We start from the raw sequence: 22,118 nt of genomic DNA on the forward strand, positions 1-22,118 counted from the left end.
GATTGCCGATGTATTCAATCATTGATGCAGCCTTGTCTCGAGCTCGAACAATGCTCTCCCTTTTGGCGTTAATCCTTGTAGCCGGTGTCGTCACCTATATCACGATCCCCAAAGAGTCGAGCCCAGACATTACTATCCCGATTATCTATGTCTCTGTTGGGCACCAAGGTATTTCGCCAACCGATGCTGAACGCTTATTGGTTAGGCCGATAGAGCAAGAGCTGAGGTCGATTGAAGGCGTAAAAGAGATGACAGCAACTGCAGCAGAAGGCCACGCCTCCGTTGTGTTGGAGTTTAACGTTGGTGTCGATCTTACTAAAGCGATGGCCGATGTTCGTGATGCGGTGGATCTTGCTAAGCCAAAGCTACCAGAAGACAGTGATGAGCCAACTGTGAATGAGGTGACGCTTGCTTCAGAGCAGCCGGTACTTTCGGTTGTGTTATTCGGTACTGTCCCTGAACGAACTATTGTGCAAATAGCCCGCGATCTTGGTGATGAATTAGAAAGCTACCGGCAAATTCTAGAGGTCGATATTGCGGGTGATCGTGATGATATCGTAGAGATTCTCGTTGATCCTTTACTAATGGAAAGTTACAGCCTCGATCAAGCTGATATCTACAATCTGATTGCTTTGAATAACCGAGTCGTGGCGGCGGGTTTCGTTGATACGGGTTATGGGCGTTTCTCTGTCAAAGTTCCTTCGGTTTTTGACTCCTTAAAAGATGTGCTTGAGTTACCTATCAAAGTGGATGGTAAACAGGTGGTGACATTCGCTGATGTGGCTACGGTTCGTCGAGCATTTCGAGATCCTGAAAGCTTTGCCCGTTTAGATGGCAAATCCGCGGTTGTCTTGGATATCAAGAAACGTGCGGGTGAAAACATCATTGAAACCGTTGAGCTAGTCAAAGCGGTAATGGCTGGTGCTCAGCAGCAAGCTGAATGGCCAAATAACCTATTGGTCAAATACACCTGGGATGAATCTAAAGATGTGAAGATCATGCTCAATGATCTTCAAAACAATATCTTATCCGCCATCATTTTAGTGGTGATCGTTATTATCGCAATTCTTGGTGTTCGTACCGCATTACTGGTTGGCATTTCAATCCCCGGGTCATTTCTTACGGGGTTATTGGTTTTGTCTGTATTTGGCTTAACTGTCAATATCGTGGTGCTATTTTCGTTGATTATGGCTGTTGGTATGTTGGTCGATGGCGCGATTGTGGTTACTGAGTTTGCTGATAGGCGGATGCAAGAAGGGGAAGGGCGTAAAGCAGCCTATCGAGATGCGGCTAAGCGTATGGCATGGCCAATCACTGCCTCTACGGCAACAACCTTGGCGGCGTTTGCTCCGTTGTTGTTTTGGCCAGATGTAACGGGCGAGTTCATGAAGTTCTTGCCATTAACACTGATCGCGACCTTAACTGCTTCATTGATCATGGCGTTGTTGTTTGTTCCCGTACTAGGCGGGTTGATTGGTAAACCTCAATACGTATCTCCTCAGAGCCAAGCTCGAATGGTGGCTTTGCATAATGGCGATTTTTCACAAGCAACGGGCTTAACCAAGGCGTATTACCACACATTATCTATTGCGATTAGTCACCCATTTAAAATTCTTTTCGGTGCGATATTACTTGCGGTTGCGGTGGGTTTTACTTACTCCAAGGCCGGGCTTGGTGCTGAGTTCTTCCCTGAAGTCGATCCGCCATTTTTTAACGTCAAAGTTCGTTCACATGGTGATCTTTCAATTCAAGAAAAAGATGACATTATGCGCGATATCGAACAGATGATGCTGAATCATGATGAGTTCGATACTGTTTACACACGAACGGGTGGCGACGATCAAATTGGTTTGATCTCGATTACACCTGTCGATTGGCAATATCGTCGTAGTGTTAAAGCGATCATTGAAGAGTTGAAGCTACAAACTGAATCTTACCCAGGGGTTGAGATTGAATTCAAGTTTCCCGATGCAGGACCGCCAGTTGAAAACGACTTAGTGATTGAGCTGGCGGCAAAAACACCAGAGCAACTTAATCAGGCGGCTAAAATTGTGAGGCATTGGGCGGACGGCAACCAAGCGCTAACCAATGTTAGTGATACCGCGAGTAAAGACGGTATAGATTGGAAGGTGGATATTCGCCGAGACGATGCTGCCCGTTTTGCTGCGGATGCAACCTTAGTTGGTAATACCGTTCAGTTTGTCACCAATGGATTAAAGATTGGTGATTACCTGCCAGATGACTCATCAGAAGAAGTCGACATCTTAGTGCGTTACCCGAATGATAAGAGAGACATTGGCCGCTTTGACCAGTTAAGAGTCAAAACACCGGCAGGTCTTGTTCCGATTACCAATTTCGCGCAGATTGTTCCTGACCATAAGCAAGACACGATTAAGCGTCTTGATGGTAAGCGAGTAGTGAACATCATGGCGGATATGGAAGAGGGCTATAACCTTGCCCTCGAACTGCCAAAGATCGAACAGTCGCTGAGAGAGTTGGGGCTGCCGAGTAGCGTTGAGTTCCGTATCCGTGGTCAAAATGAAGAACAAGAAAACTCTTCGGCCTTCTTACAAAGTGCATTCATGGTTGCTCTTGCAGTAATGGCGTTGATTCTGATCACTCAGTTCAATAGCTTCTATCAAACATTCTTGATTCTCAGTGCGGTGTTGTTTTCAACGGTTGGTGTGTTTGTTGGCTTGCTTATCTTCCAGCGTCCGTTTGGCATCGTGATGTCTGGCATTGGGGTTATTGCGCTTGCTGGGATAGTGGTGAACAACAATATCGTGTTGATTGATACCTATAACCAGTTAATTAAAAGAGGCCTAGATAAGCGAGATGCCATTCTAAGAACTGGTGTTCAGCGTTTAAGGCCGGTAATGTTAACGACGATAACCACCATTTTAGGTTTGATGCCAATGGTCTTAGAGATGAACATCGACCTGATAAATCAAAAAATAGAGTTCGGTGCTCCGAGTACGCAGTGGTGGTCTCAATTGGCTACGGCAATTGCAGGAGGATTGGCGTTTGCAACGGTACTGACATTGGTACTGACGCCTTGTTTGTTAATGATAGGGCGAAACAAAAAATCTGAAATAACAGACACTGTGGTTCGACGAAAATAAAAAAGAGCACCTAAATAGGGGCTCTTCTCATATGGTTATTTTACGGTGAAGTTGCTGAAACCTGTAAACGATCTAATTGGTCGCAAGCAACTGACCATATCGCTCAAGGTTTTGTAGTCGGAGCCCTGAATTAGCAATGAAGGTCGTTTTCGTTTTGCCGGTCAACGATTTTGATTGAGGCAGTTTCACCGTCCGTGCATTCTTATGTATGCCGTTGACCAAGAATTCATAGTGTAAGTGTGGGCCAGTCACGCGACCGGTACCACCAAGAGTACCGATAGTTTGGCCTTGTTTCACTCGCTGACCTGTTTTTACCATACGTCGCTTCATGTGCAGATACTTAGTAATATAGGTATTGCTGTGGCGGATGAAAACGTAGTTACCATTAAATTGGTTGTAACCTGATTTTTGAACAATACCGTCACCAGCAGCCCAGATGGGTGTGCCTACTGGCGCCGCGTAATCTGTACCTCGGTGTGCGCGGACCTTACCTGTCACAGGGTGTTTTCTACGTGGATTAAAGTTAGATGTCACACGACGGAAATCAATTGGTGAACGTAGGAAAGCTTTTTTCATTGCACGACCATTTTCGTCGAAGTAGTTGCCGCTTTTATCATCTAATATCGCGGTAAATGAATCACCTTGGTTTCTGAAAACTGCAGCGATAATCTTGCCGCGACCAATCACTTCGCCTTCAACGACTTTCTCTTGGTATAAAATCTTGAAGCTATCGTTCTTGCGAATATCCAGAGCAAAATCGATATCCCAACCGAAGATCCCCGCTAGCTCCATCATTTGATTTGCGGTTAGCCCTGCGCTCACGCCTGCATTCCAGAAATTCGACGTAATGTTGGCTTCGGCATAATTGTATTGGTAGGCAATTTCTTTTTTGTCAAAACTTGAGGAAAAGGAATCACCAGACTTGGTGATTTTAAAGTTTTCAAATGCACTAAGCTGTCGTTTTAGCTGAATAAGGTTGTTATTTTCATCAAAACCAAATTGCAAAACATCGCCGGGTCTTAGGTTAGATAGCTGATTTTTAATATCATTATTGGTATTAAGTAGAGTGATCAGTAAGCGGTATGAGAGGCCGATGCGTTCGAATAAAACAGAGGTGCTTTCGCCAGAGCGAACGGTATATTTTTCCCAATTGAGTACTGATGTTGGTAGTGTGTCACTTGAATTGGTAAGAATAGATGCATTGATAGCTAGTGGGTAATGTTTTCCCACGACTAAAGCGCCAGTGTCGTCACGTAAGCTGTTGACATCAGGGAGTAAGAAAATCGCGACGAAAATTACAGCACTAAAAAATGCGATAAAAGCCCGGTGCAAAATAGGAAGACGTGCAAAAATTGATAACATGTTCCGGTTCGTTTTGTAAATATGATGAAAATCGACGATGGAATAGTGTAACTGGTTTCAAAATACATCGCTATTCAAGTAAGATGTCTAATTATTATATTTTTGCCAAATCTGTGGGAGTGAACAAGAATGGCGAGTATTGAAGCTGCACTAGCCGAGATCAAACGTGGCGTAGAAGAACTAATTCCAGAAGACGAACTGATAGCGAAGTTAAAAGAAGGTCGTCCTTTACGCATTAAGCTGGGTGCCGATCCAACTGCTCCAGATATCCACTTAGGCCATACGGTTATCTTTAACAAGCTTCGTGCTTTCCAAGAGCTTGGTCATGAAGTGACATTCCTTATTGGTGATTTTACTGCAATGGTTGGTGACCCATCAGGTAAGAACTCCACTCGTCCACCGCTAAGCCGTGAAGACGTATTGAAGAATGCTGAAACTTACAAAGAGCAAGTATTCAAGATTCTAGATCCTGCGAAAACACAAATTCGTTTCAACTCTGAGTGGTTATCTGAGCTTGGTGCTGAAGGTATGATTCGTCTTGCTTCTAACCAAACCGTTGCTCGTATGCTTGAGCGTGATGACTTTAAAAAGCGTTATGCTGGTAGTCAACCGATCGCAATCCACGAATTCATGTACCCACTTCTACAAGGTCACGACTCTGTTGCACTAGAGAGTGATGTTGAACTTGGCGGTACTGACCAAAAGTTTAACCTTCTAATGGGTCGTGAACTGCAAAAAGCGGCAGGTCAAAAACCACAAACAGTATTGATGATGCCACTGTTGGTTGGTCTAGACGGTGTTAAGAAGATGTCTAAGTCTGCGCACAATTACATTGGTATCAGCGAAGCACCAAGCGAGATGTTCGGTAAGATCATGTCGATCTCTGACGATCTAATGTGGAGCTACTACGAGCTACTATCTTTCCGTCCACTTGAAGACGTTGCGGAACTAAAAGCTGGCGTTGATGCAGGTAAAAACCCGCGTGACGTGAAAGTTCTTTTAGCTAAAGAGATCATTGCTCGTTTCCACAGTGAAGCGGACGCAGAAGCGGCTGAACAAGAATTCGTTAATCGTTTTGCGAAGAACCAAGTACCAGATGATATGCCTGAATTCGAATTCGAAGCAGGCCTACCCATTGCTAACGTTCTAAAAGAAGCGGGTCTAGTAAACTCGACTTCTGATGCGATGCGTATGATTAAGCAAGGCGCAGCTAAGCTTGAAGGCGAAAAGATTGAAGACAGCAAATTTGTACCGGAAGCAGGTACCGCCGTTTACCAAGTTGGTAAGCGTAAATTTGCTCGTATTACTATCAAGTAATATTAAGGCTCGATGATTTATCGAAAAGGCATCTATGGATGCCTTTTTTATTCCCCTCAAAATAAGAACTATTGACCGAAATTTGACAAAGTTTTTGAACGTGAGCTGCTACACTGCGCGCGCTGTCAAATTGGCAGTAATTCTGGAGATTTTTATGAACAATACCGACCATCCTCCTAGTTTGAATGGAGAAGAATAACCTGACTCGGTATTGATCTATTGTCCTGCCGTTCCGGTAGGGTATCTTTGTTTTCCCCTCTCATTCTTTTCCACACTCTAGATTCTAACAAATAGACACATCTGTGCGTTAAGCTCTTGGTGCGCCTAGCGGTATGCTTTTTGTGTACTAGTGTAGGCTATTTGTTTTGATGGTCGTTACCTTTGCCAATCGGGAGATTCGTCATGACGGTAATGAACAACACTTTTTTATCTATTGAAGCTCTGTATTCAGAGCAAGACATCCGAGCTGTATCTAATGCATTTCAGCAATACGGACGTGAGCAACAAATTAACCTTTTGAACCGTATGCCACTTGAGGATGCGGTGTTAGTACTTGGGCAATGTTCTCTCAGTGCGGTTCAGGCCTTACTGAGTGGGTTAGAGGAGCAAGGCTTTGAGAAGCGCTCTCGACATCTAGCTCACCAACTAGGGCTGATTTATTCAGAGGTGGAGCCTCAGCAGGGCTACCTTTCTACTGGAGTCATGAGCCACGTTAGGCAGCGTATCGGCTGGATTATTGCGTTAGCACTATTGGGAATCGTCTCTGGACTTATCATTGCTCAATATGAGGACATTCTTAGTCAGTTGGTACTTTTGGCTATCTACATGCCGGTAATTGCCGCAGCTGGTGGTAACACCGGAACACAAGCCGCGACTCTGGTGATCAGAGCCTTAGCCACCGGCGAGTTGAAAAAACGCCAATGGGCTCAAGTTTTATGGAAGGAGTTTAGAGTCGCCATTTGCTTAGCTTTTGCTATAGCTGTGGTGATGATCGGTCGTATCTTATTGTTTAGTGATAACCAGTCAACAGGGGAGTACGACATCAATATGATTGCTTTTGCGATTGCGATGGCGCTATTTATTCAGGTGACGATATCAACAGTATTAGGTGCTGGGTTACCGATCGTAGCAAGGTTGTTTAAGCTTGATCCAGCGGTGTTAGTGAGTCCGGTGCTTGCTTCGATAGTTGATATCTCAGGAATGTGGATCTACTTCACTGTCGTGAACTCATTCCTAGGAATCGCTTAGCTCTTATAAAAATAGGCACTTATAAAAATAGTTAAATACATCTGAGAAACAAAAATGGCGCTGAAGATTGAAGGTCTTCAGCGCCATTTTTATTGTTTAAGTAGATGCTTACACAGAACTACGCATTACTTAGATTTGCTTTGTGTTTGACTGAACTCGACCACATCTTTGTAGAAAGCACGTTCAAACTGAGTGATCGGCGCTTCTACTGGTTTGTCTGGATTCTGTTCTTCAGGGAAGTAATCACGGACAAACTGCACAAACAGAGAGTTTGGTTTTCCCGCCTGATCTAATCCGTATCCCGCCATGTTGTAACTGCCGTATAGAGATCCACTCTTGGCAATGATGTTGCCTTGGGTAGGTGCTTTTCTCATGCTTTGACGGTATTTGAGCGTTCCATCAGTGCCCGATGTAGGCATAGCCTCAATCAGGTTGAGCTGTTGGTCATTATCCCAGATGTAACGCAGAACCTGAGCCATGGTTTGTGAGGTCATGCGATTATTCCTCGATAACCCTGAACCATCGACCAACTGCGCTTTGCTTAGGTCAATGTTGGCCTTGGTCTGCAATATCTGTTTTATTGCTTCAGTACCATTATTAAAGCTACCGGGCTGGACATAAAACGTTGCACCAAGCGTTTTGGTTAGGTTGTCTGCGATGAGGTTGTCTGATTTCTTCAGCATGGTATCGAGCAGTTCTGGAAGTTTTTCAGAACGGTGACTCGCGACTAATATGGTTTTGTTTACTTTAGCTTTTTTACCAATAACTACGTCGCCTTTAACTTGGATTTTCAGCTCTTTAAGAAGCGAAGTGACGACTTGATAGGTGTAAAGTTCTGGGTTTTGAATCGCGAACTTGAGTGGTAATGGCTTCTTACGTTCAACCAAGCAACCAGAAAGCTTGTAAGTATTGTTTGGAGTAGTAATGAGCTCTAAGTCGCATTGTGTGGCCTTCTGCCCTGAGCGAGTTACGGTGGCTGCGGTGGTTGTCACGCCTATCGGATAATGAGCTGGGATATATACTCGTGTGGTACCGTTATCTTTCGTATAAATAGAGGCTTGTGCGCAGTTGCTGTCTAACGTCATTGCACTAGAAGGCGCGCTGTAACAAACGCCTAGAATGTCCCAAGGCCAACCAACCGCTCGTTGATAGCCCGTAAAAGCCGAGTTATCTAGGTATAAGTTGCCCGTGATGGTTCCGGATTGAGATTTAGCGTATTGAGCTAAAAGGCTTTTTAGATCGTCTCGCTGTAGCGTTGGGTCTCCGCCAAATGAGATCACTGCATCCTTACTAGAACGAGCAATGCTAGTCGTATAGTGAAAGTCATCCCCTAATTCTAATTTAGCCGCCAAAGCCGTGACCAGTTTTAAAGTGCTAGCTGGTGGATAAAAGCCACCACTGTCGATATCCATTTCATTTAAATCGCCACTTAGAGATCCTAAGATTAAACTTGTGCTACTGCCAGCGGGCAGTTTACTTAAAGGAGCGTAGGCAAGTGCAGAGCACGATAGTAAGGATACGATAAGTATATAAAACCTAGTCATTTTTATTCCAATATGAGAACCGTTCTAAAACTATTGCTAAGTTATCGTAGTGAGGCTCAAAGGTCACGTATGTGGGTGAAATTTCAATGTAAAGGTGGAATTACTTTGGCTGCGTGCTTTAAAGGTGGTGAATTTGGTGAGGTATAAAAAAAGTCTAGCATTTTTGCTAGACCTTTGGTTTTTATATAACAAACAGAGTGTTTGTTAACACATTAGAATGCGTATTTTAGACCTAGACGTAGAGTATCTTCGCCTTCGATTTTCTTGCCAGCAATCTGAGAGTATTGGCTATCTAGGTTATTTAATTGGTAAGCAACATAAGCGTTAATGTTTTTGTTGAAGCGGTAGTCACCAGTAACTTCGAAGAAATCGCTTTGATCTTCTTTAGTACCATTAACTTTAAGATCCGTTTTTTGGTAAGCACCCATTAAAGAGAAGCCGTTACCAAAGCCGTATACTGCAGAGAATTCCATACCGTTGAAATCTGATTTGTCTTTATCGTCTGCTTCGCCAGTAGTGTATGTACCCGCCAAGTATAGAGAATCAAGAGTGTAGTTTACACCTGCGATGATAGCGTCGCCAGAACCGTTGCCTTCGCCATTGTCTCCAGCAGAGTAACCAAGACCGAAGCCTAGACCCATTGGTAGAGTGTAGATACCAGAAACACCGTAAGCGTCAGTATCTTTTTCTTCACCCGCAACTAAACTTGCTTTTACTGTTAGAGCATCAACAAAGTTACCAGTGTAAAGGATTGTGTTGTTGATTTGCTCGTTACCAGCGCTGATGAATTCTTTTTGAGCACCAGTAAATGTCGTTACGTCAGACATTTGAGAGATTTGTACTGCCGCTGTATCTTGACGACCGAATGATACTGCGCCGAAGTTACCTTGAAGACCTGCGAACATGTAACGCTGTTTGAAGTCAGAATTCGCATCATTGTCGCTAGAAGAGTTTACTGTTTGCTCTGCTTCGTAAAAACCAAAGCCGCTTAGTGATTCATTGATTTCTGTAGTACCACCAACGTTAAGACGGAAACGGCTGTTGTTAGCCATTGTGCCTTCAATTTCTTCTCCGCCGTTACCAATGAAATCACCACGGAATTCCGCGCGACCACCAACGTTTAGTTCTGTGCCATCTTGGCTGTATACGTTTGCTGCATTTGCGCCGGCTGATACTGTTGCTGCTACTGCTAGAGCGATCAGAGTCTTGTTATTCATGTTATTAATTCCTAATTACTGTCCATAAAGGTATTTATCAAGGATTTGAATCCTTTTTGTGTATTACTCGTATTAATCAAGCTTCATAATCATGCTTAGAGCAAAAGTGCAAAACTTGCTAGAGCAATTCATGGGGTTCTTTTTACCCTTAAAGTTCAATGCTTCGTTAGTAAAATGATATCAATAAAAATACTGAACGCTGTTTTATTGGTTTTTTTGTTATTTAAACTGTTGTTTTAAAATAATTTTAGTTGAAGTGTGATCTATGTTTATTTGGTTTGTTTTTGTTATTTTTAGGTATTTTATCTCCGATTTGTTGGTCGGGAGATTAGTATTGATTTTTGTGATGCCTGTAATTTAGACTTAGATAAAGCTTTTATAATGCAAAGTTGAATAAAGATGATTTAGCTATCAAGTTTGTTTACACTAAGCCATATCGTTTTGTTTCTACCACCCAGTAAATACGTTGGGTGGATTTATGTTGGCCAAAGAAAGCTTTGGCATAGAGGTAAAAAATGGAAAAGGTTCCAATGACAGTACGTGGCGCTCAGCAGCTACGTGACGAATTAGATCGCCTACTTAAGCTACGCCCTGTTATCTCAGCAGCTATTGGTGAAGCACGTGAACTAGGTGACCTAAAAGAGAATGCTGAATATCACGCGGCTCGTGAAGAGCAGGGTATTTGTGAAGCTCAAATCCGTGATATTGAATACAAGCTATCGCTGGCTCAGATCATCGATGTAACGCAAATGGATAATACGGGCAAGATTATCTTTGGTACGACAGTGACGCTTATCGATGTGGATACAGATGATGAGTTCCGCTACCAAATCGTTTCAGAAGACGAAGCAGACATCAAAACGGGTCGCATTTCTGTGAAATCGCCAATTGCTCGTGGCCTTATCGGTAAAATGGAAGGCGACGAAGTAATAATCTCCACCCCTGGAGGTGACAAAGACTTCGAAATCGACAAAGTAGAATATATCTAATTGAATTTTCTTTGTTTCTGATAAGTAAAAAGGTCGCTTAATGCGACCTTTTTCGTTTCTCACGCTACACTAAAAGATAAGAGCAGTAGATCTTTCTTTGTGATGCTAGCTTATTATATCGCTAACTTATTTACGTGGAATCTCGATTTTACGTGCTTCTGACTGACGGAACAGTACTAGAACCTTACCGATAGTCTGTACTTTCTCAGCTTTAGATTCACGTACAATGGCGTCGATAATCAGTTGCTTAGTCTCACGGTCTTCTGATGCAACTTTAATTTTGATCAGTTCGTGGTGGTCTAGAGCTAATTCGATTTCCGCTAGAACAGCTTCAGTAAGTCCATTTGCGCCCATTAACACAACAGGTTTTAAACTGTGAGCTAGGCCCTTTAGATGCTGCTTTTGTTTGGTACTTAGGTTCATTACGCGGCCAATTTTCTTTACTATTAGGGTTGAAAAAACCTATTTTAACGCCATCTAAAGCTGAAGACTATAATTTATTCAGTAATTAGTACTTTCCTCTAATTTAGGTATCCAATGAGTAAACAGAAACATTCGGCTAGTTCAGGCCGTTGGTTGAAGGAGCACTTCGACGACAAGTACGCAAACGAAGCAAGAAAAAAAGGTTATCGCTCGCGTGCTTATTTCAAAATGGAAGAGATTCAGACGAAAGATAAATTGATGTCTCCAGGGATGACTATTGTGGATTTGGGGGCCGCACCTGGCGGTTGGTCTCAATATGCTGCTAAGATTGCGGGAGACAGCGGACAAATCATTGCGTGTGACTTATTGCCAATGGACCCTATTGCTGGGGTTAGTTTCTTACAAGGCGATTTCCGCGAAGATGTTGTGCTAGAAGCTCTACTGGAACGTATACAGCCAAACATGGTCGACGTAGTGATGTCAGATATGGCGCCTAATATAGCAGGTAATAATTCTGTGGATCAGCCACGAGCTATGTATTTAGTTGAATTAGCTTTGGATATGTGTCGACAAGTTCTAGCTACCAATGGTAGTTTTGTTGTAAAAGTATTCCAAGGCGAAGGGTTTGATCAATATGTTAAGGACGTCCGTGAGATGTTTAAAACAGTCAAAGTTAGAAAACCCGACTCTTCTCGAGCTCGATCTCGTGAAGTGTTTATCGTAGCCACTGGTTACAAAGGTTAACGATTCTCTTCTAAGAGTTAGAGTTAACAATATGGCTACAGGTTACAAACTGTAGTACCCTACCTTTAATTACAATTAGTTATCGAGAGGCTGACACCTTGAGTGACATGGCAAAAAATTTAATTCTGTGGCTTGTTATCGCTGTAGTGTTGATGTCGGTATTCCAGAGCTTTGGCCCTGGGGAAAGTAACGGCAGATCAGTAGATTACACCACGTTTGTACAGGAAGTTGGCCAAGGCCAGATTCAAGACGCACAGTTCAATAACAGCGAAATCACTTTCACACGTCGTGGCGGTGGTGCTAAGTATGTAACTTACATGCCTGTTTATGATCAAAAGCTACTTGATGACTTAATTAATCAAAACGTAAAAGTTCAGGGTACACCACCTGAAGAGCAGAGCCTGCTTGGCACTATCTTCATCTCATGGTTCCCAATGATCTTACTGATTGGTGTATGGATTTTCTTCATGCGTCAAATGCAAGGCGGTGGCGGCGGTAAAGGCGCGATGTCTTTCGGTAAGAGCAAAGCTCGTATGATGAGCGAAGAACAAATTAAAACGATGTTTGCTGATGTTGCAGGTTGTGACGAAGCAAAAGAAGACGTTAAAGAACTTGTTGACTACCTTCGTGACCCTAGTCGTTTCCAAAAACTAGGCGGTAAGATCCCGACAGGTATTCTGTTGGTTGGTCCTCCTGGTACTGGTAAGACATTGCTTGCAAAAGCGATTGCAGGTGAAGCGAAAGTACCTTTCTTTACTATTTCAGGTTCTGACTTCGTAGAAATGTTCGTTGGTGTTGGTGCATCTCGTGTACGTGACATGTTTGAACAAGCGAAGAAGGCTGCACCATGTATCATCTTTATCGATGAAATCGATGCCGTAGGTCGTCAACGTGGAGCTGGTGTTGGTGGTGGTCATGATGAACGTGAACAAACGCTGAACCAAATGCTGGTTGAGATGGATGGCTTCGAGGGTAACGAGGGTATTATTGTTATTGCTGCGACTAACCGTCCAGACGTACTTGACCCAGCATTACTTCGTCCGGGTCGTTTTGACCGTCAAGTTGTGGTTGGTCTACCTGATGTACGTGGTCGTGAACAGATTCTTAAAGTACACATGCGTAAAGTTCCATTATCAGGTGATGTTGAACCATCTCTGATTGCTCGTGGTACTCCAGGTTTCTCTGGTGCAGATCTAGCGAACCTTGTTAACGAAGCGGCGCTATTTGCTGCTCGTGGTAACAAGCGTAATGTATCTATGGTTGAGTTTGAACTTGCGAAAGACAAAATCATGATGGGTGCCGAGCGCCGTTCGATGGTTATGTCTGAAGAAGTGAAAGAGTCAACGGCTTACCATGAAGCGGGTCACGCAATTGTTGGTCGTTTGGTGCCTGAACACGATCCTGTGTACAAGGTGTCAATCATTCCACGTGGTCGTGCGCTTGGTGTAACTATGTACCTCCCCGAGCAAGATCGCATAAGCATGTCTCGCCAACATCTAGAGTCAATGATCTCTAGTTTGTACGGTGGTCGTCTTGCTGAAGAACTTATCTATGGTAAAGACAAAGTTTCGACTGGTGCGTCTAACGATATCGAACGTGCAACTGATATTGCTCGTAAGATGGTTACGCAGTGGGGCTTCTCTGAAAAACTGGGCCCTCTTCTATATGCTGAAGAAGAAGGCGAAGTTTTCCTAGGTCGCGGTATGAGCCAAGCGAAACATGTTTCTGACGATACTACTAAGCTGATCGATGAAGAGATTCGTATCCTAATCGACCGTAACTATGCTCGTGCGAAGCAAATTCTTGAAGAGAACATGGATATCATGCACTCGATGAAAGATGCGCTAATGAAGTTTGAAACGATTGATGCTGGTCAGATTGATGACTTGATGGAACGTAAAGACGACATTCGTGAGCCTGCTGGTTGGGGTGATCAGGCGAAAGCAGAACCTGCAAAGGAAGAAGCTAAACCTGAAGCGAAATCAGAAGAAGCAACAGCTGAAGAGTCGAAAGTTGAAGAAGTTAAGTCTGAATCAGATGATGCTCAAAACAAAGATTCTTAATCACTAATCTATAAATTAAAACCCTGACTATGCTCAGGGTTTTTCTGTTTATAGCCTTAAGTGTTTTACTTTTTAAGAGCTGCATTTCATGATATTAAAAGCAAACAATAAAACTCTTGTTTTAGACCGCCCACATGTAATGGGCATCCTCAATATCACCCCTGATTCTTTCTCTGATGGTGGGAAATTCAATTCATTAGATAATGCCTTACTGCAAGCAGAACGAATGATTCAAGCTGGCGTGAGCATTATTGATATTGGTGGTGAATCGACTCGCCCAGGAGCACCTGACGTTTCCCTAGAAGAAGAGCTTTCCCGGGTGATTCCTACAATTAAAGCAATTCGCGCTAAATTTGATGTTTGGATCTCTATTGATACCAGTAAACCGGAAGTGATGCGCGAGGCTGTTGAAGCGGGGGCTGATTTGATCAATGATGTGCGCGCATTGCAAGACCCCGGAGCTTTACAAGTTGCCGCCGATGCTAATGTGCCAGTTTGCCTGATGCACATGAAAGGTCAGCCAAGAACCATGCAAGCCAACCCAAATTACGATGATGTCCTAACGGATGTGGAAGCGTTCTTAAAAGAAAGGGTAGAGGCTTGTGAGGCTGTTGGTATATCAAAAGAGCAGCTGATTCTGGATCCTGGTTTTGGTTTTGGTAAAACCATTGAGCATAATTACCACCTATTAGCGCACCTTGAAAAATTTCACACGCTTGGGTTGCCAGTCTTAGCGGGGATGTCGAGAAAATCGATGATCTTTAAGCTACTAGACAAAGCCCCAGCAGATTGCATGGTCGCTAGTGTCACTTGCGCGACTATCGCAGCAATGAAAGGGGCTCAAATTATTCGCGTTCACGATGTTGAAGACACGTTAGAAGCGATGAAGATAATCGAAGTGATGAATAACAATCACTAATAATAATTAAGGAAAATCCACATGTCAGATAAAAGACGTTACTTCGGAACAGATGGTGTGCGTGGCAAGGTAGGCCAATACCCGATTACCCCTGATTTTGTTCTGAAGCTTGGCTGGGCTGCGGGACGTGTTCTTGCGAAACAGGGTACAAAGAAAGTAATCATTGGTAAAGATACTCGTATTTCTGGCTACATGCTTGAATCAGCTTTAGAGGCAGGCCTTGCTGCAGCTGGTCTTCAGGCGACCTTTACAGGCCCTATGCCGACCCCGGCTGTTGCTTACCTAACACAAACATTCCGTGCGGAAGCTGGGATAGTTATCTCTGCGTCACATAACCCATATTACGATAATGGCATTAAATTTTTCTCTTCGGAAGGTACAAAGTTGCCTGATGATATTGAATTGGCCATTGAAGCAGAACTAGATAAAGACATTGAGTGTGTTGATTCTTCTGAGCTGGGTAAAGCAGTACGTCTAAACGATGCGGCTGGTCGTTACATTGAATTTTGTAAGAGTACATTTCCAAATCAGATGACGCTTGCTGGAATGAAGATCGTTGTCGATTGTGCACATGGCGCGACCTACCATATTGCTCCTGCTGTATTCAGAGAGCTTGGTGCTGAAGTGATTGCGATAGGTGTTGAGCCTAACGGTACCAACATCAATCACGAAGTAGGCGCAACAGATGTTAGAGCGCTGCAAGCTAAAGTACTTGAAGAGAGAGCGGCTTTAGGGCTTGGTTTTGATGGTGACGGCGACCGCATCATTATGGTTGATGAACTCGGTAACAAGGTAGATGGCGACCAAATCGCTTACATCATTGCTCGTGATGCATTGCGTCGTGGTGAGCTGAAGGGGGGCGTTGTTGGTACATTAATGACCAACCTTGGTATGGAAAACGGCCTTAAGCAGCTAGGTATTCCATTTGTACGTGCCGCTGTCGGTGACCGTTATGTAATGGAGCAGCTTCTGGCTAAAGGTTGGAAAATCGGTGCTGAAAACTCTGGTCACGTTATCTTGTTGGATAAAGTAACTACGGGTGATGCTATTGTTGCTGCCCTGCAAGTACTAGCATCAGTCGTGGACAGTAATATGACATTGAATGAACTTTCTCAAGGTATGACTTTATACCCTCAAGTTCTCGAAAATGTTCGCTTCAGCGGAGACTCAAACCCACTAGAAGCAGAAGCGGTTAAGGCGGCTGTGGTTGAAGTGGAAGCTGAACTTGGTGAGAAAGGTCGTGTACTACTTCGTAAGTCTGGCACAGAGCCTTTACTGCGCGTGATGGTCGAGGGTGAAGACGCTGAACTTGTTCAATCATCTGCACTGAAGATTGCTGATGCAGTAAAAGCTAACTGCTAATCAGCCTTAACTTTAACAGGCGTACTGAGTGTTCCCTGTTATTAGAAATGGTTGAGTTATATAGGGGCTAAAGGGAGCTGAGTGTGTTTAGTGTCGCTTTTGGCCTTTTTTTGACCACTCACTTGGTAAAGACTTATTTTTTGGAAAAATCCTCTTGTCAGGCCACGCTGCATTCGCTAGTATTGCTCGGCCTTCAGTTAGGAGGCCGCTAGCCTTGTTCATGAAAGTATTTTTTGAACGGCGCTGGCTCAACAATTAGGAACATAGGTGGAAAAATGTTTACAGTTCTACTTGTGATTTACCTGTTGGCAGCGCTTGGTGTAATTGGCCTAGTGTTGATTCAACAAGGTAAAGGCGCAGATATGGGAGCCTCTTTCGGTGCTGGCGCTTCAAACACTGTGTTTGGTGCTGGTGGCTCAGGAAATTTCCTTACCCGAATGACTGCAGTTTTTGCAACTACATTTTTTATCCTTAGCTTAGTACTTGGTAATATGTCTACACATAAAACTGAGTCTCAGTGGATTGACCCGACCCAAGGTCAGGTAATTCAACAAGCTGAAGATGCAGTGAGTGAAGTTCCGACGCAAGGCGACGAAATTCCACAATAATCTGTAAAGATTTGATGCCGAGATGGTGAAATTGGTAGACACGCTAGCATGAGGTGCTAGTGCCTTAGGGTGTGAGGGTTCGAGTCCCTCTCTCGGCACCATGTTTACAAACTTGTAAAACATCTTGTTGGGCGTATAATGCTCACAAGTCGGACGCGGGATGGAGCAGTTTGGTAGCTCGTCGGGCTCATAACCCGAAGGTCGTCGGTTCAAATCCGGCTCCCGCAACCAATTTTCAATGCTATAATGTAGCATGTGTTGGTGGCAAGTTTGCACAGTGTGAACCTCACTGTGAGCTAAGTGAATATCTAATATGATAACTCTTAGCATATAAGGGTCCAGCAATAAAAACCCCGGCTTATACGGGGTTTTTTGTTATCTAAGCATTTTTAAAATGCGTTTAGATAATATTTGCTTGGAATTTAAATTGGGCTTTGAGCCCTTTTTTTGTTTCTGGAGTGGTTAAATGACTGGTTTAGAAAGACAACTTACTGAAATGCTTGACGCTCCAGTAGCAGCATCAGGTTATGAGTTAGTTGGATTAGAATTTATTCGTGCTGGTGAGCACTCAACGCTACGTATTTACATCGATTCACCAAACGGTATTAATGTAGATGATTGTGCTGAAGTTAGTCACCAAGTCAGTGCCGTAATGGACGTTGAAGATCCAATTTCAGTGGCTTATAACCTTGAAGTGTCTTCACCAGGTTTAGAAAGACCATTGTTCAAAGCAGAGCATTACCAACAATTTATTGGTCACGAGGTAAGCATCGTTTTAAAAATGGCTGTCGGCAACCGTCGTAAATGGAAAGGTAATATCCAATCTATCGAAGGCGAGACAGTGAAAGTATTGGTAGAAGGACAAGAAGAAGAATTCGTCCTTAGCAATATTGCGAAAGCTAACCTGATCCCTAAATTTTAGTTCTCCTAGAGAGAAGAGCTTAAGAGGCTAGATTAATGAACAAAGAAATTTTGGCGGTAGTAGAAGCTGTTTCTAATGAGAAAGCAGTTCCTCGTGAGCGTATTTTTGAAGCGCTTGAAATCGCGCTTGCTACGGCAACAAAAAAGAAAAGCGAACTAGAAATTGAAGTTCGTGTTGAGATTGACCGTAAAACGGGTGATTTCGAAACTTTCCGCCGTTGGGAAGCTGTTGAGGAAGTTGAGTTTCCAACAAAAGAAATCTCTATTGAAGCTGCAAAGTACGATGATCCAGAGATCGAACTTGGCGGTTTCATCGAAGATGATATCGAATCAGTAACGTTTGACCGTATTACGACTCAAACAGCTAAGCAAGTTATCGTACAAAAAGTACGTGAAGCTGAGCGTGCTCAAATTGTTGAACAGTTTATTGATAACGAAGGCGAGCTAGTAACTGGCGCAGTTAAGAAAGTTAACCGTGATACCATTATTCTAGACCTTGGTAATAACGCAGAAGCGGTAATCCTTCGTGATGACCAACTTCCTCGTGAAAACTTCCGTCCAGGTGATCGTGTTCGTGGTCTTCTATACGCAGTGAAACCAGAAGCTCGCGGCTTCCAGCTTTTCGTTACTCGTTCGAAGCCAGAAATGCTAGCTGAACTATTCCGTGTTGAAGTACCTGAGATTGGTGAAGAGCTAATTGAACTTAAAGGTGCTGCACGTGACGCTGGTTCTCGTGCTAAAATCGCTGTGAAAACAAACGACAAACGTATTGACCCTGTTGGTGCGTGTGTTGGTATGCGTGGGGCACGTGTACAAGCTGTTTCTAACGATCTTGGCGGTGAACGTATCGATATCGTGCTTTGGGACGATAACCCGGCACAATTCGTAATCAACGCTATGGCTCCTGCTGATGTTGCTTCTATTATCGTAGATGAAGATACACATTCAATGGACATCGCGGTTGAAGCTGACAATCTAGCGCAAGCTATCGGTCGTAGTGGTCAAAACGTACGTCTAGCATCTCAACTAACTGGTTGGGAACTGAACGTCATGACTGTCGAAGATCTTCAGAAGAAGCACCAAGAAGAAGCAGTTGCTTCTATTGAAAACTTCATGAAGCATCTAGATATTGAAGAAGACTTTGCTCAAATGCTTGTTGAAGAGGGCTTCTCTACGCTTGAAGAAGTAGCATACGTTCCTGTGAACGAGCTTCTTGAAGTAGATGGTCTAGACGAAGGCATTGTTGAAGAACTACGTAACCGCGCAAAAGACGCACTGACTACTCTAGCGCTAGCGCAAGAAGAAACTTTCGACGGTGTTGAGCCAGCTGAAGATTTACTTGCACTTGAAGGTCTTGAGCGTGAAATGGCTTATAAGCTAGCAGCAAAAGGCGTTGCGACATTGGAAGACCTAGCTGACCAAGGCGTTGATGAACTAGAAGGCATCGAAGACCTAACTGCAGAGCGTGCAGGCGAGCTAATTATGGCTGCGCGTAACATCTGTTGGTTCGGCGACGAAGAATAATTCAGCAAGGAGAGAAAGCGGTATGACACAATTAACAGTTAAAGCACTGAGTGAAGAGATTGGTACGCCAGTTGACCGCTTAATTGAACAACTTGCTGATGCAGGCATGAAGAAAGCAGGGTCGGATCAAGTGACTGATTCAGAGAAGCAAACATTGCTAACGCACCTTAAAAAGGAGCACGGCGATACTTCTGGCGAAACAGAACCGACTCGTTTAACTCTTCAACGCAAGACCCGCAGCACGCTAAGTGTTGCCGCTGGAGGCGGTAAGAGTAAGGATGTTCAAGTCGAGGTACGTAAAAAGCGTACTTACGTGAAACGCAGCACTATTGAAGATGAAGCGAAACGTGAAGCTGAGGAAGTAGCTAATCGTGAAGCGGAAGAGAAAGCACAACGCGATGCTGAAGAGCAAGCGAAACGTGATGCTGCAGAGAAAGCACAGCGCGAAGCCGAAGAAAAAGTTAAACGTGAAGCGGATGCAAAACGTGATGCTGAAGAGAAGGCTCAACGCGCACAAGCTGAAAAGGCTAAAAAAGACATGAATTCAAAAAATGCAGACGCTAACGCACAAGCGAAAAAAGAAGCGGATGAACTTAAAGCTCGTCAAGAGCAAGAAGCAACTCGTAAAGCAGAAGCTGAAGCAGCTAAGCTTGTTGAAGAAGCTCGTAAGTTAGCTGAAGAAAACCAAGAACGCTGGTCTGAAGAAGAGAAGAAGAAGAAAGAGCAAGAGAAATCTGCGGATTACCATTTGACGACTTCTACTTACGCTCGTGAAGCCGAAGATGCAGCAGATAAAAAAGAGGAGAAAGCTCCTCGTCGTCGTAAGAAGAAAGCGGCTCCGGCTAACCAGCCAGGTAATAACCGTGGTGGTCGTAACCAACGTGGTCGTGGTGGTAAAGGTAGACTTGCTAAACCAACTTCAATGCAGCAAGGCTTCGATAAATCAGCAACTGTTGCTAAATCTGACGTTGCTATCGGCGAGACTATCGTTGTTTCTGAACTGGCAAGCAAAATGTCAGTTAAAGCAACTGAAGTTATCAAAGTGATGATGAAGATGGGCGCTATGGCGACTATCAACCAAGTGATTGACCAAGAAACAGCGCAGCTTGTTGCTGAAGAGATGGGCCACAAGGTTATCCTTCGTAAAGAAAATGAATTAGAAGAAGCAGTACTAGCTGACCGTGATAGCGATGCTATCGCAGAAGGTCGTGCTCCTGTTGTAACTATCATGGGTCACGTTGACCACGGTAAAACTTCAACACTGGATTACATTCGTAAAGCACACGTTGCTTCTGGCGAAGCTGGCGGTATCACACAGCACATTGGTGCTTACCACGTGGATACTGACAATGGTATGATTACGTTCCTTGATACTCCTGGACACGCGGCGTTTACTGCTATGCGTGCTCGTGGTGCTCAAGCGACAGATATCGTTGTACTTGTTGTTGCAGCAGACGATGGCGTAATGCCACAAACAATCGAAGCAATACAGCACGCGAAAGCGGCAGGTGTTCCTCTGATTATTGCTGTGAACAAGATCGATAAGGAGGGTGCAAACCCAGACAACGTTAAGAATGAGCTGGCTCAATACGACGTTATCCCTGAAGAGTGGGGCGGCGAGAATATCTTCGTTCACATCTCTGCAAAACAGGGCACAAATATCGATGGTCTTCTAGAAGCAATTCTTCTTCAGTCTGAAGTTCTTGAGCTTACTGCGGTTAAAGAAGGCATGGCTTCAGGTGTTGTTGTTGAATCCCGTCTTGATAAAGGCCGCGGTCCAGTTGCAACAGTATTAGTACAGTCTGGTACTCTAAACAAAGGCGACATCGTTCTTTGTGGTCAAGAGTACGGCCGTGTTCGTGCAATGCGCGATGAGAACGGCAGAGACATCGAAACTGCAGGTCCATCTATCCCTGTAGAAATTCTAGGTCTTTCTGGCGTACCTGCATCAGGTGACGAAGCGACTGTTGTACGTGATGAGCGTAAAGCACGTGAAGTTGCGAACTACCGTCAAGGTAAATTCCGTGATGTTAAACTAGCTCGCCAACAAAAAGCGAAACTAGAGAACATGTTCGCGAACATGACGGCTGGCGAAGTAGCTGAGCTTAACGTTGTACTTAAAGCTGACGTTCAAGGTTCTGTAGAAGCGATTGCCGACTCTCTACTGAAATTGTCAACTGACGAAGTTAAAGTGAACATCGTAGGTTCTGGTGTTGGTGGTATTACTGAAACTGATGCAACGCTTGCAGCAGCTTCTAACGCTATCATCCTTGGTTTCAACGTTCGTGCTGACGCAACTGCGCGTAACACGGTTCAGAATGAAAACCTAGATCTACGTTACTACTCAATCATTTACCAACTGATTGACGAAGTTAAACAGGCGATGGGCGGTATGCTTGCTCCTGAATTCCGTCAAGAGATCATTGGTCTTGCACAAGTTCGTGACGTATTTAAGTCGCCTAAACTTGGCGCAATCGCTGGTTGTATCGTTACTGAAGGTACGATTAAGCGTAGCAACCCAATCCGTGTACTTCGTGAAAACGTTGTTATCTACGAAGGTGAACTAGAGTCACTTCGTCGCTTTAAAGATGACGTTCAAGAAGTTAAGAATGGTTACGAGTGTGGTGTCGGCGTTAAGAACTACAACGACGTTCGCGTTGGTGACCAGATCGAAGTATTCGAAATCGTTGAGGTTAAACGTACTCTAGACTAATCAGTCTGTACGACTCGACATATTGACTAAGGTTACTAACAT

Annotated in this window: 16 protein-coding genes and 2 tRNA genes; 14 read left to right on the forward strand and 4 right to left on the reverse strand. The window is 44.0% G+C overall.

The window, feature by feature from the left end:
• Positions 1-8: 8 nt before the first annotated feature.
• The gene (locus OCV24_RS02955) at positions 9-3,122 is read left to right on the forward strand and encodes an efflux RND transporter permease subunit (RefSeq protein WP_150878349.1); all 3,114 of its coding nucleotides are present in this window, start codon (positions 9-11) and stop codon (positions 3,120-3,122) included.
• Positions 3,123-3,194: 72 nt separating this feature from the next.
• Here the strand turns inward: OCV24_RS02955 and OCV24_RS02960 are convergent, their stop codons facing one another.
• On the reverse strand, positions 3,195-4,484 hold the full coding sequence (locus tag OCV24_RS02960; RefSeq protein WP_146441859.1) for a peptidoglycan DD-metalloendopeptidase family protein: 1,290 nt from the start codon (positions 4,482-4,484) through the stop codon (positions 3,195-3,197).
• Positions 4,485-4,613: 129 nt separating this feature from the next.
• Between OCV24_RS02960 and tyrS the strand changes: the two genes are divergently transcribed.
• Positions 4,614-5,801, forward strand: coding sequence for a tyrosine--tRNA ligase (gene tyrS, locus OCV24_RS02965; protein ID WP_046223344.1), 1,188 nt, complete (start codon positions 4,614-4,616; stop codon positions 5,799-5,801).
• Between the two features lie 402 nt (positions 5,802-6,203).
• Positions 6,204-7,049 carry a magnesium transporter gene (locus tag OCV24_RS02970; RefSeq protein ID WP_102507366.1) on the forward strand — a complete coding sequence of 282 codons (846 nt, stop codon included), beginning with the start codon at positions 6,204-6,206 and terminating at the stop codon, positions 7,047-7,049.
• 125 nt (positions 7,050-7,174) lie between these two features.
• On the opposite strand, the gene dacB is transcribed toward OCV24_RS02970, so the two are convergent.
• Both dacB and OCV24_RS02980 read right to left on the reverse strand, forming a co-directional pair.
• Positions 7,175-8,593, reverse strand: a complete 1,419-nt coding sequence (dacB, locus tag OCV24_RS02975; RefSeq protein ID WP_150878347.1) for a serine-type D-Ala-D-Ala carboxypeptidase — start codon at positions 8,591-8,593, stop codon at positions 7,175-7,177.
• Between the two features lie 212 nt (positions 8,594-8,805).
• Entirely contained in the window at positions 8,806-9,810 is a 1,005-nt protein-coding gene (locus OCV24_RS02980) for a porin (RefSeq protein WP_136978882.1), read from the reverse strand.
• Between the two features lie 515 nt (positions 9,811-10,325).
• On the opposite strand from OCV24_RS02980, the gene greA reads away from it, so the two are divergent.
• A complete protein-coding gene (greA, locus tag OCV24_RS02985; protein WP_017056663.1) occupies positions 10,326-10,799 on the forward strand; it encodes a transcription elongation factor GreA in 474 nt (157 codons plus the stop codon).
• 126 nt (positions 10,800-10,925) lie between these two features.
• Here greA and yhbY read toward each other — a convergent pair whose 3' ends face one another.
• A complete protein-coding gene (yhbY, locus tag OCV24_RS02990; RefSeq protein ID WP_004734509.1) occupies positions 10,926-11,222 on the reverse strand; it encodes a ribosome assembly RNA-binding protein YhbY in 297 nt (98 codons plus the stop codon).
• A gap of 114 nt (positions 11,223-11,336) precedes the next feature.
• On the opposite strand from yhbY, the gene rlmE reads away from it, so the two are divergent.
• The 10 genes from rlmE (at position 11,337) to infB (ending at position 22,076) form a co-directional block, all read left to right on the forward strand.
• Positions 11,337-11,966, forward strand: coding sequence for a 23S rRNA (uridine(2552)-2'-O)-methyltransferase RlmE (gene rlmE, locus OCV24_RS02995; RefSeq protein ID WP_017056664.1), 630 nt, complete (start codon positions 11,337-11,339; stop codon positions 11,964-11,966).
• A gap of 107 nt (positions 11,967-12,073) precedes the next feature.
• Positions 12,074-14,029, forward strand: a complete 1,956-nt coding sequence (gene ftsH, locus OCV24_RS03000; RefSeq protein ID WP_046223348.1) for an ATP-dependent zinc metalloprotease FtsH — start codon at positions 12,074-12,076, stop codon at positions 14,027-14,029.
• An 88-nt stretch (positions 14,030-14,117) separates the two neighbouring features.
• Positions 14,118-14,948: a dihydropteroate synthase gene (gene folP / locus OCV24_RS03005; RefSeq protein ID WP_046223349.1), complete on the forward strand. Its 831-nt coding sequence runs from the start codon at positions 14,118-14,120 to the stop codon at positions 14,946-14,948.
• 21 nt (positions 14,949-14,969) lie between these two features.
• The gene (gene glmM, locus OCV24_RS03010) at positions 14,970-16,310 is read left to right on the forward strand and encodes a phosphoglucosamine mutase (RefSeq protein WP_150878345.1); all 1,341 of its coding nucleotides are present in this window, start codon (positions 14,970-14,972) and stop codon (positions 16,308-16,310) included.
• 275 nt (positions 16,311-16,585) lie between these two features.
• Positions 16,586-16,918, forward strand: coding sequence for a preprotein translocase subunit SecG (gene secG / locus OCV24_RS03015; RefSeq protein WP_004734504.1), 333 nt, complete (start codon positions 16,586-16,588; stop codon positions 16,916-16,918).
• 16 nt (positions 16,919-16,934) lie between these two features.
• Positions 16,935-17,019 (forward strand) — tRNA-Leu (locus OCV24_RS03020).
• A gap of 53 nt (positions 17,020-17,072) precedes the next feature.
• Positions 17,073-17,149, forward strand: a tRNA-Met gene (locus OCV24_RS03025).
• A 235-nt stretch (positions 17,150-17,384) separates the two neighbouring features.
• The gene (gene rimP, locus OCV24_RS03030; RefSeq protein ID WP_017056668.1) at positions 17,385-17,840 is read left to right on the forward strand and encodes a ribosome maturation factor RimP; all 456 of its coding nucleotides are present in this window, start codon (positions 17,385-17,387) and stop codon (positions 17,838-17,840) included.
• Between the two features lie 35 nt (positions 17,841-17,875).
• Entirely contained in the window at positions 17,876-19,363 is a 1,488-nt protein-coding gene (nusA, locus tag OCV24_RS03035) for a transcription termination factor NusA (protein WP_017056669.1), read from the forward strand.
• A gap of 22 nt (positions 19,364-19,385) precedes the next feature.
• Positions 19,386-22,076 carry a translation initiation factor IF-2 gene (gene infB / locus OCV24_RS03040; RefSeq protein ID WP_046223350.1) on the forward strand — a complete coding sequence of 897 codons (2,691 nt, stop codon included), beginning with the start codon at positions 19,386-19,388 and terminating at the stop codon, positions 22,074-22,076.
• Positions 22,077-22,118 lie beyond the last annotated feature (42 nt).

This window comes from Vibrio kanaloae (assembly GCF_024347535.1).
In the GTDB taxonomy this organism is placed as follows: domain Bacteria; phylum Pseudomonadota; class Gammaproteobacteria; order Enterobacterales; family Vibrionaceae; genus Vibrio; species Vibrio kanaloae.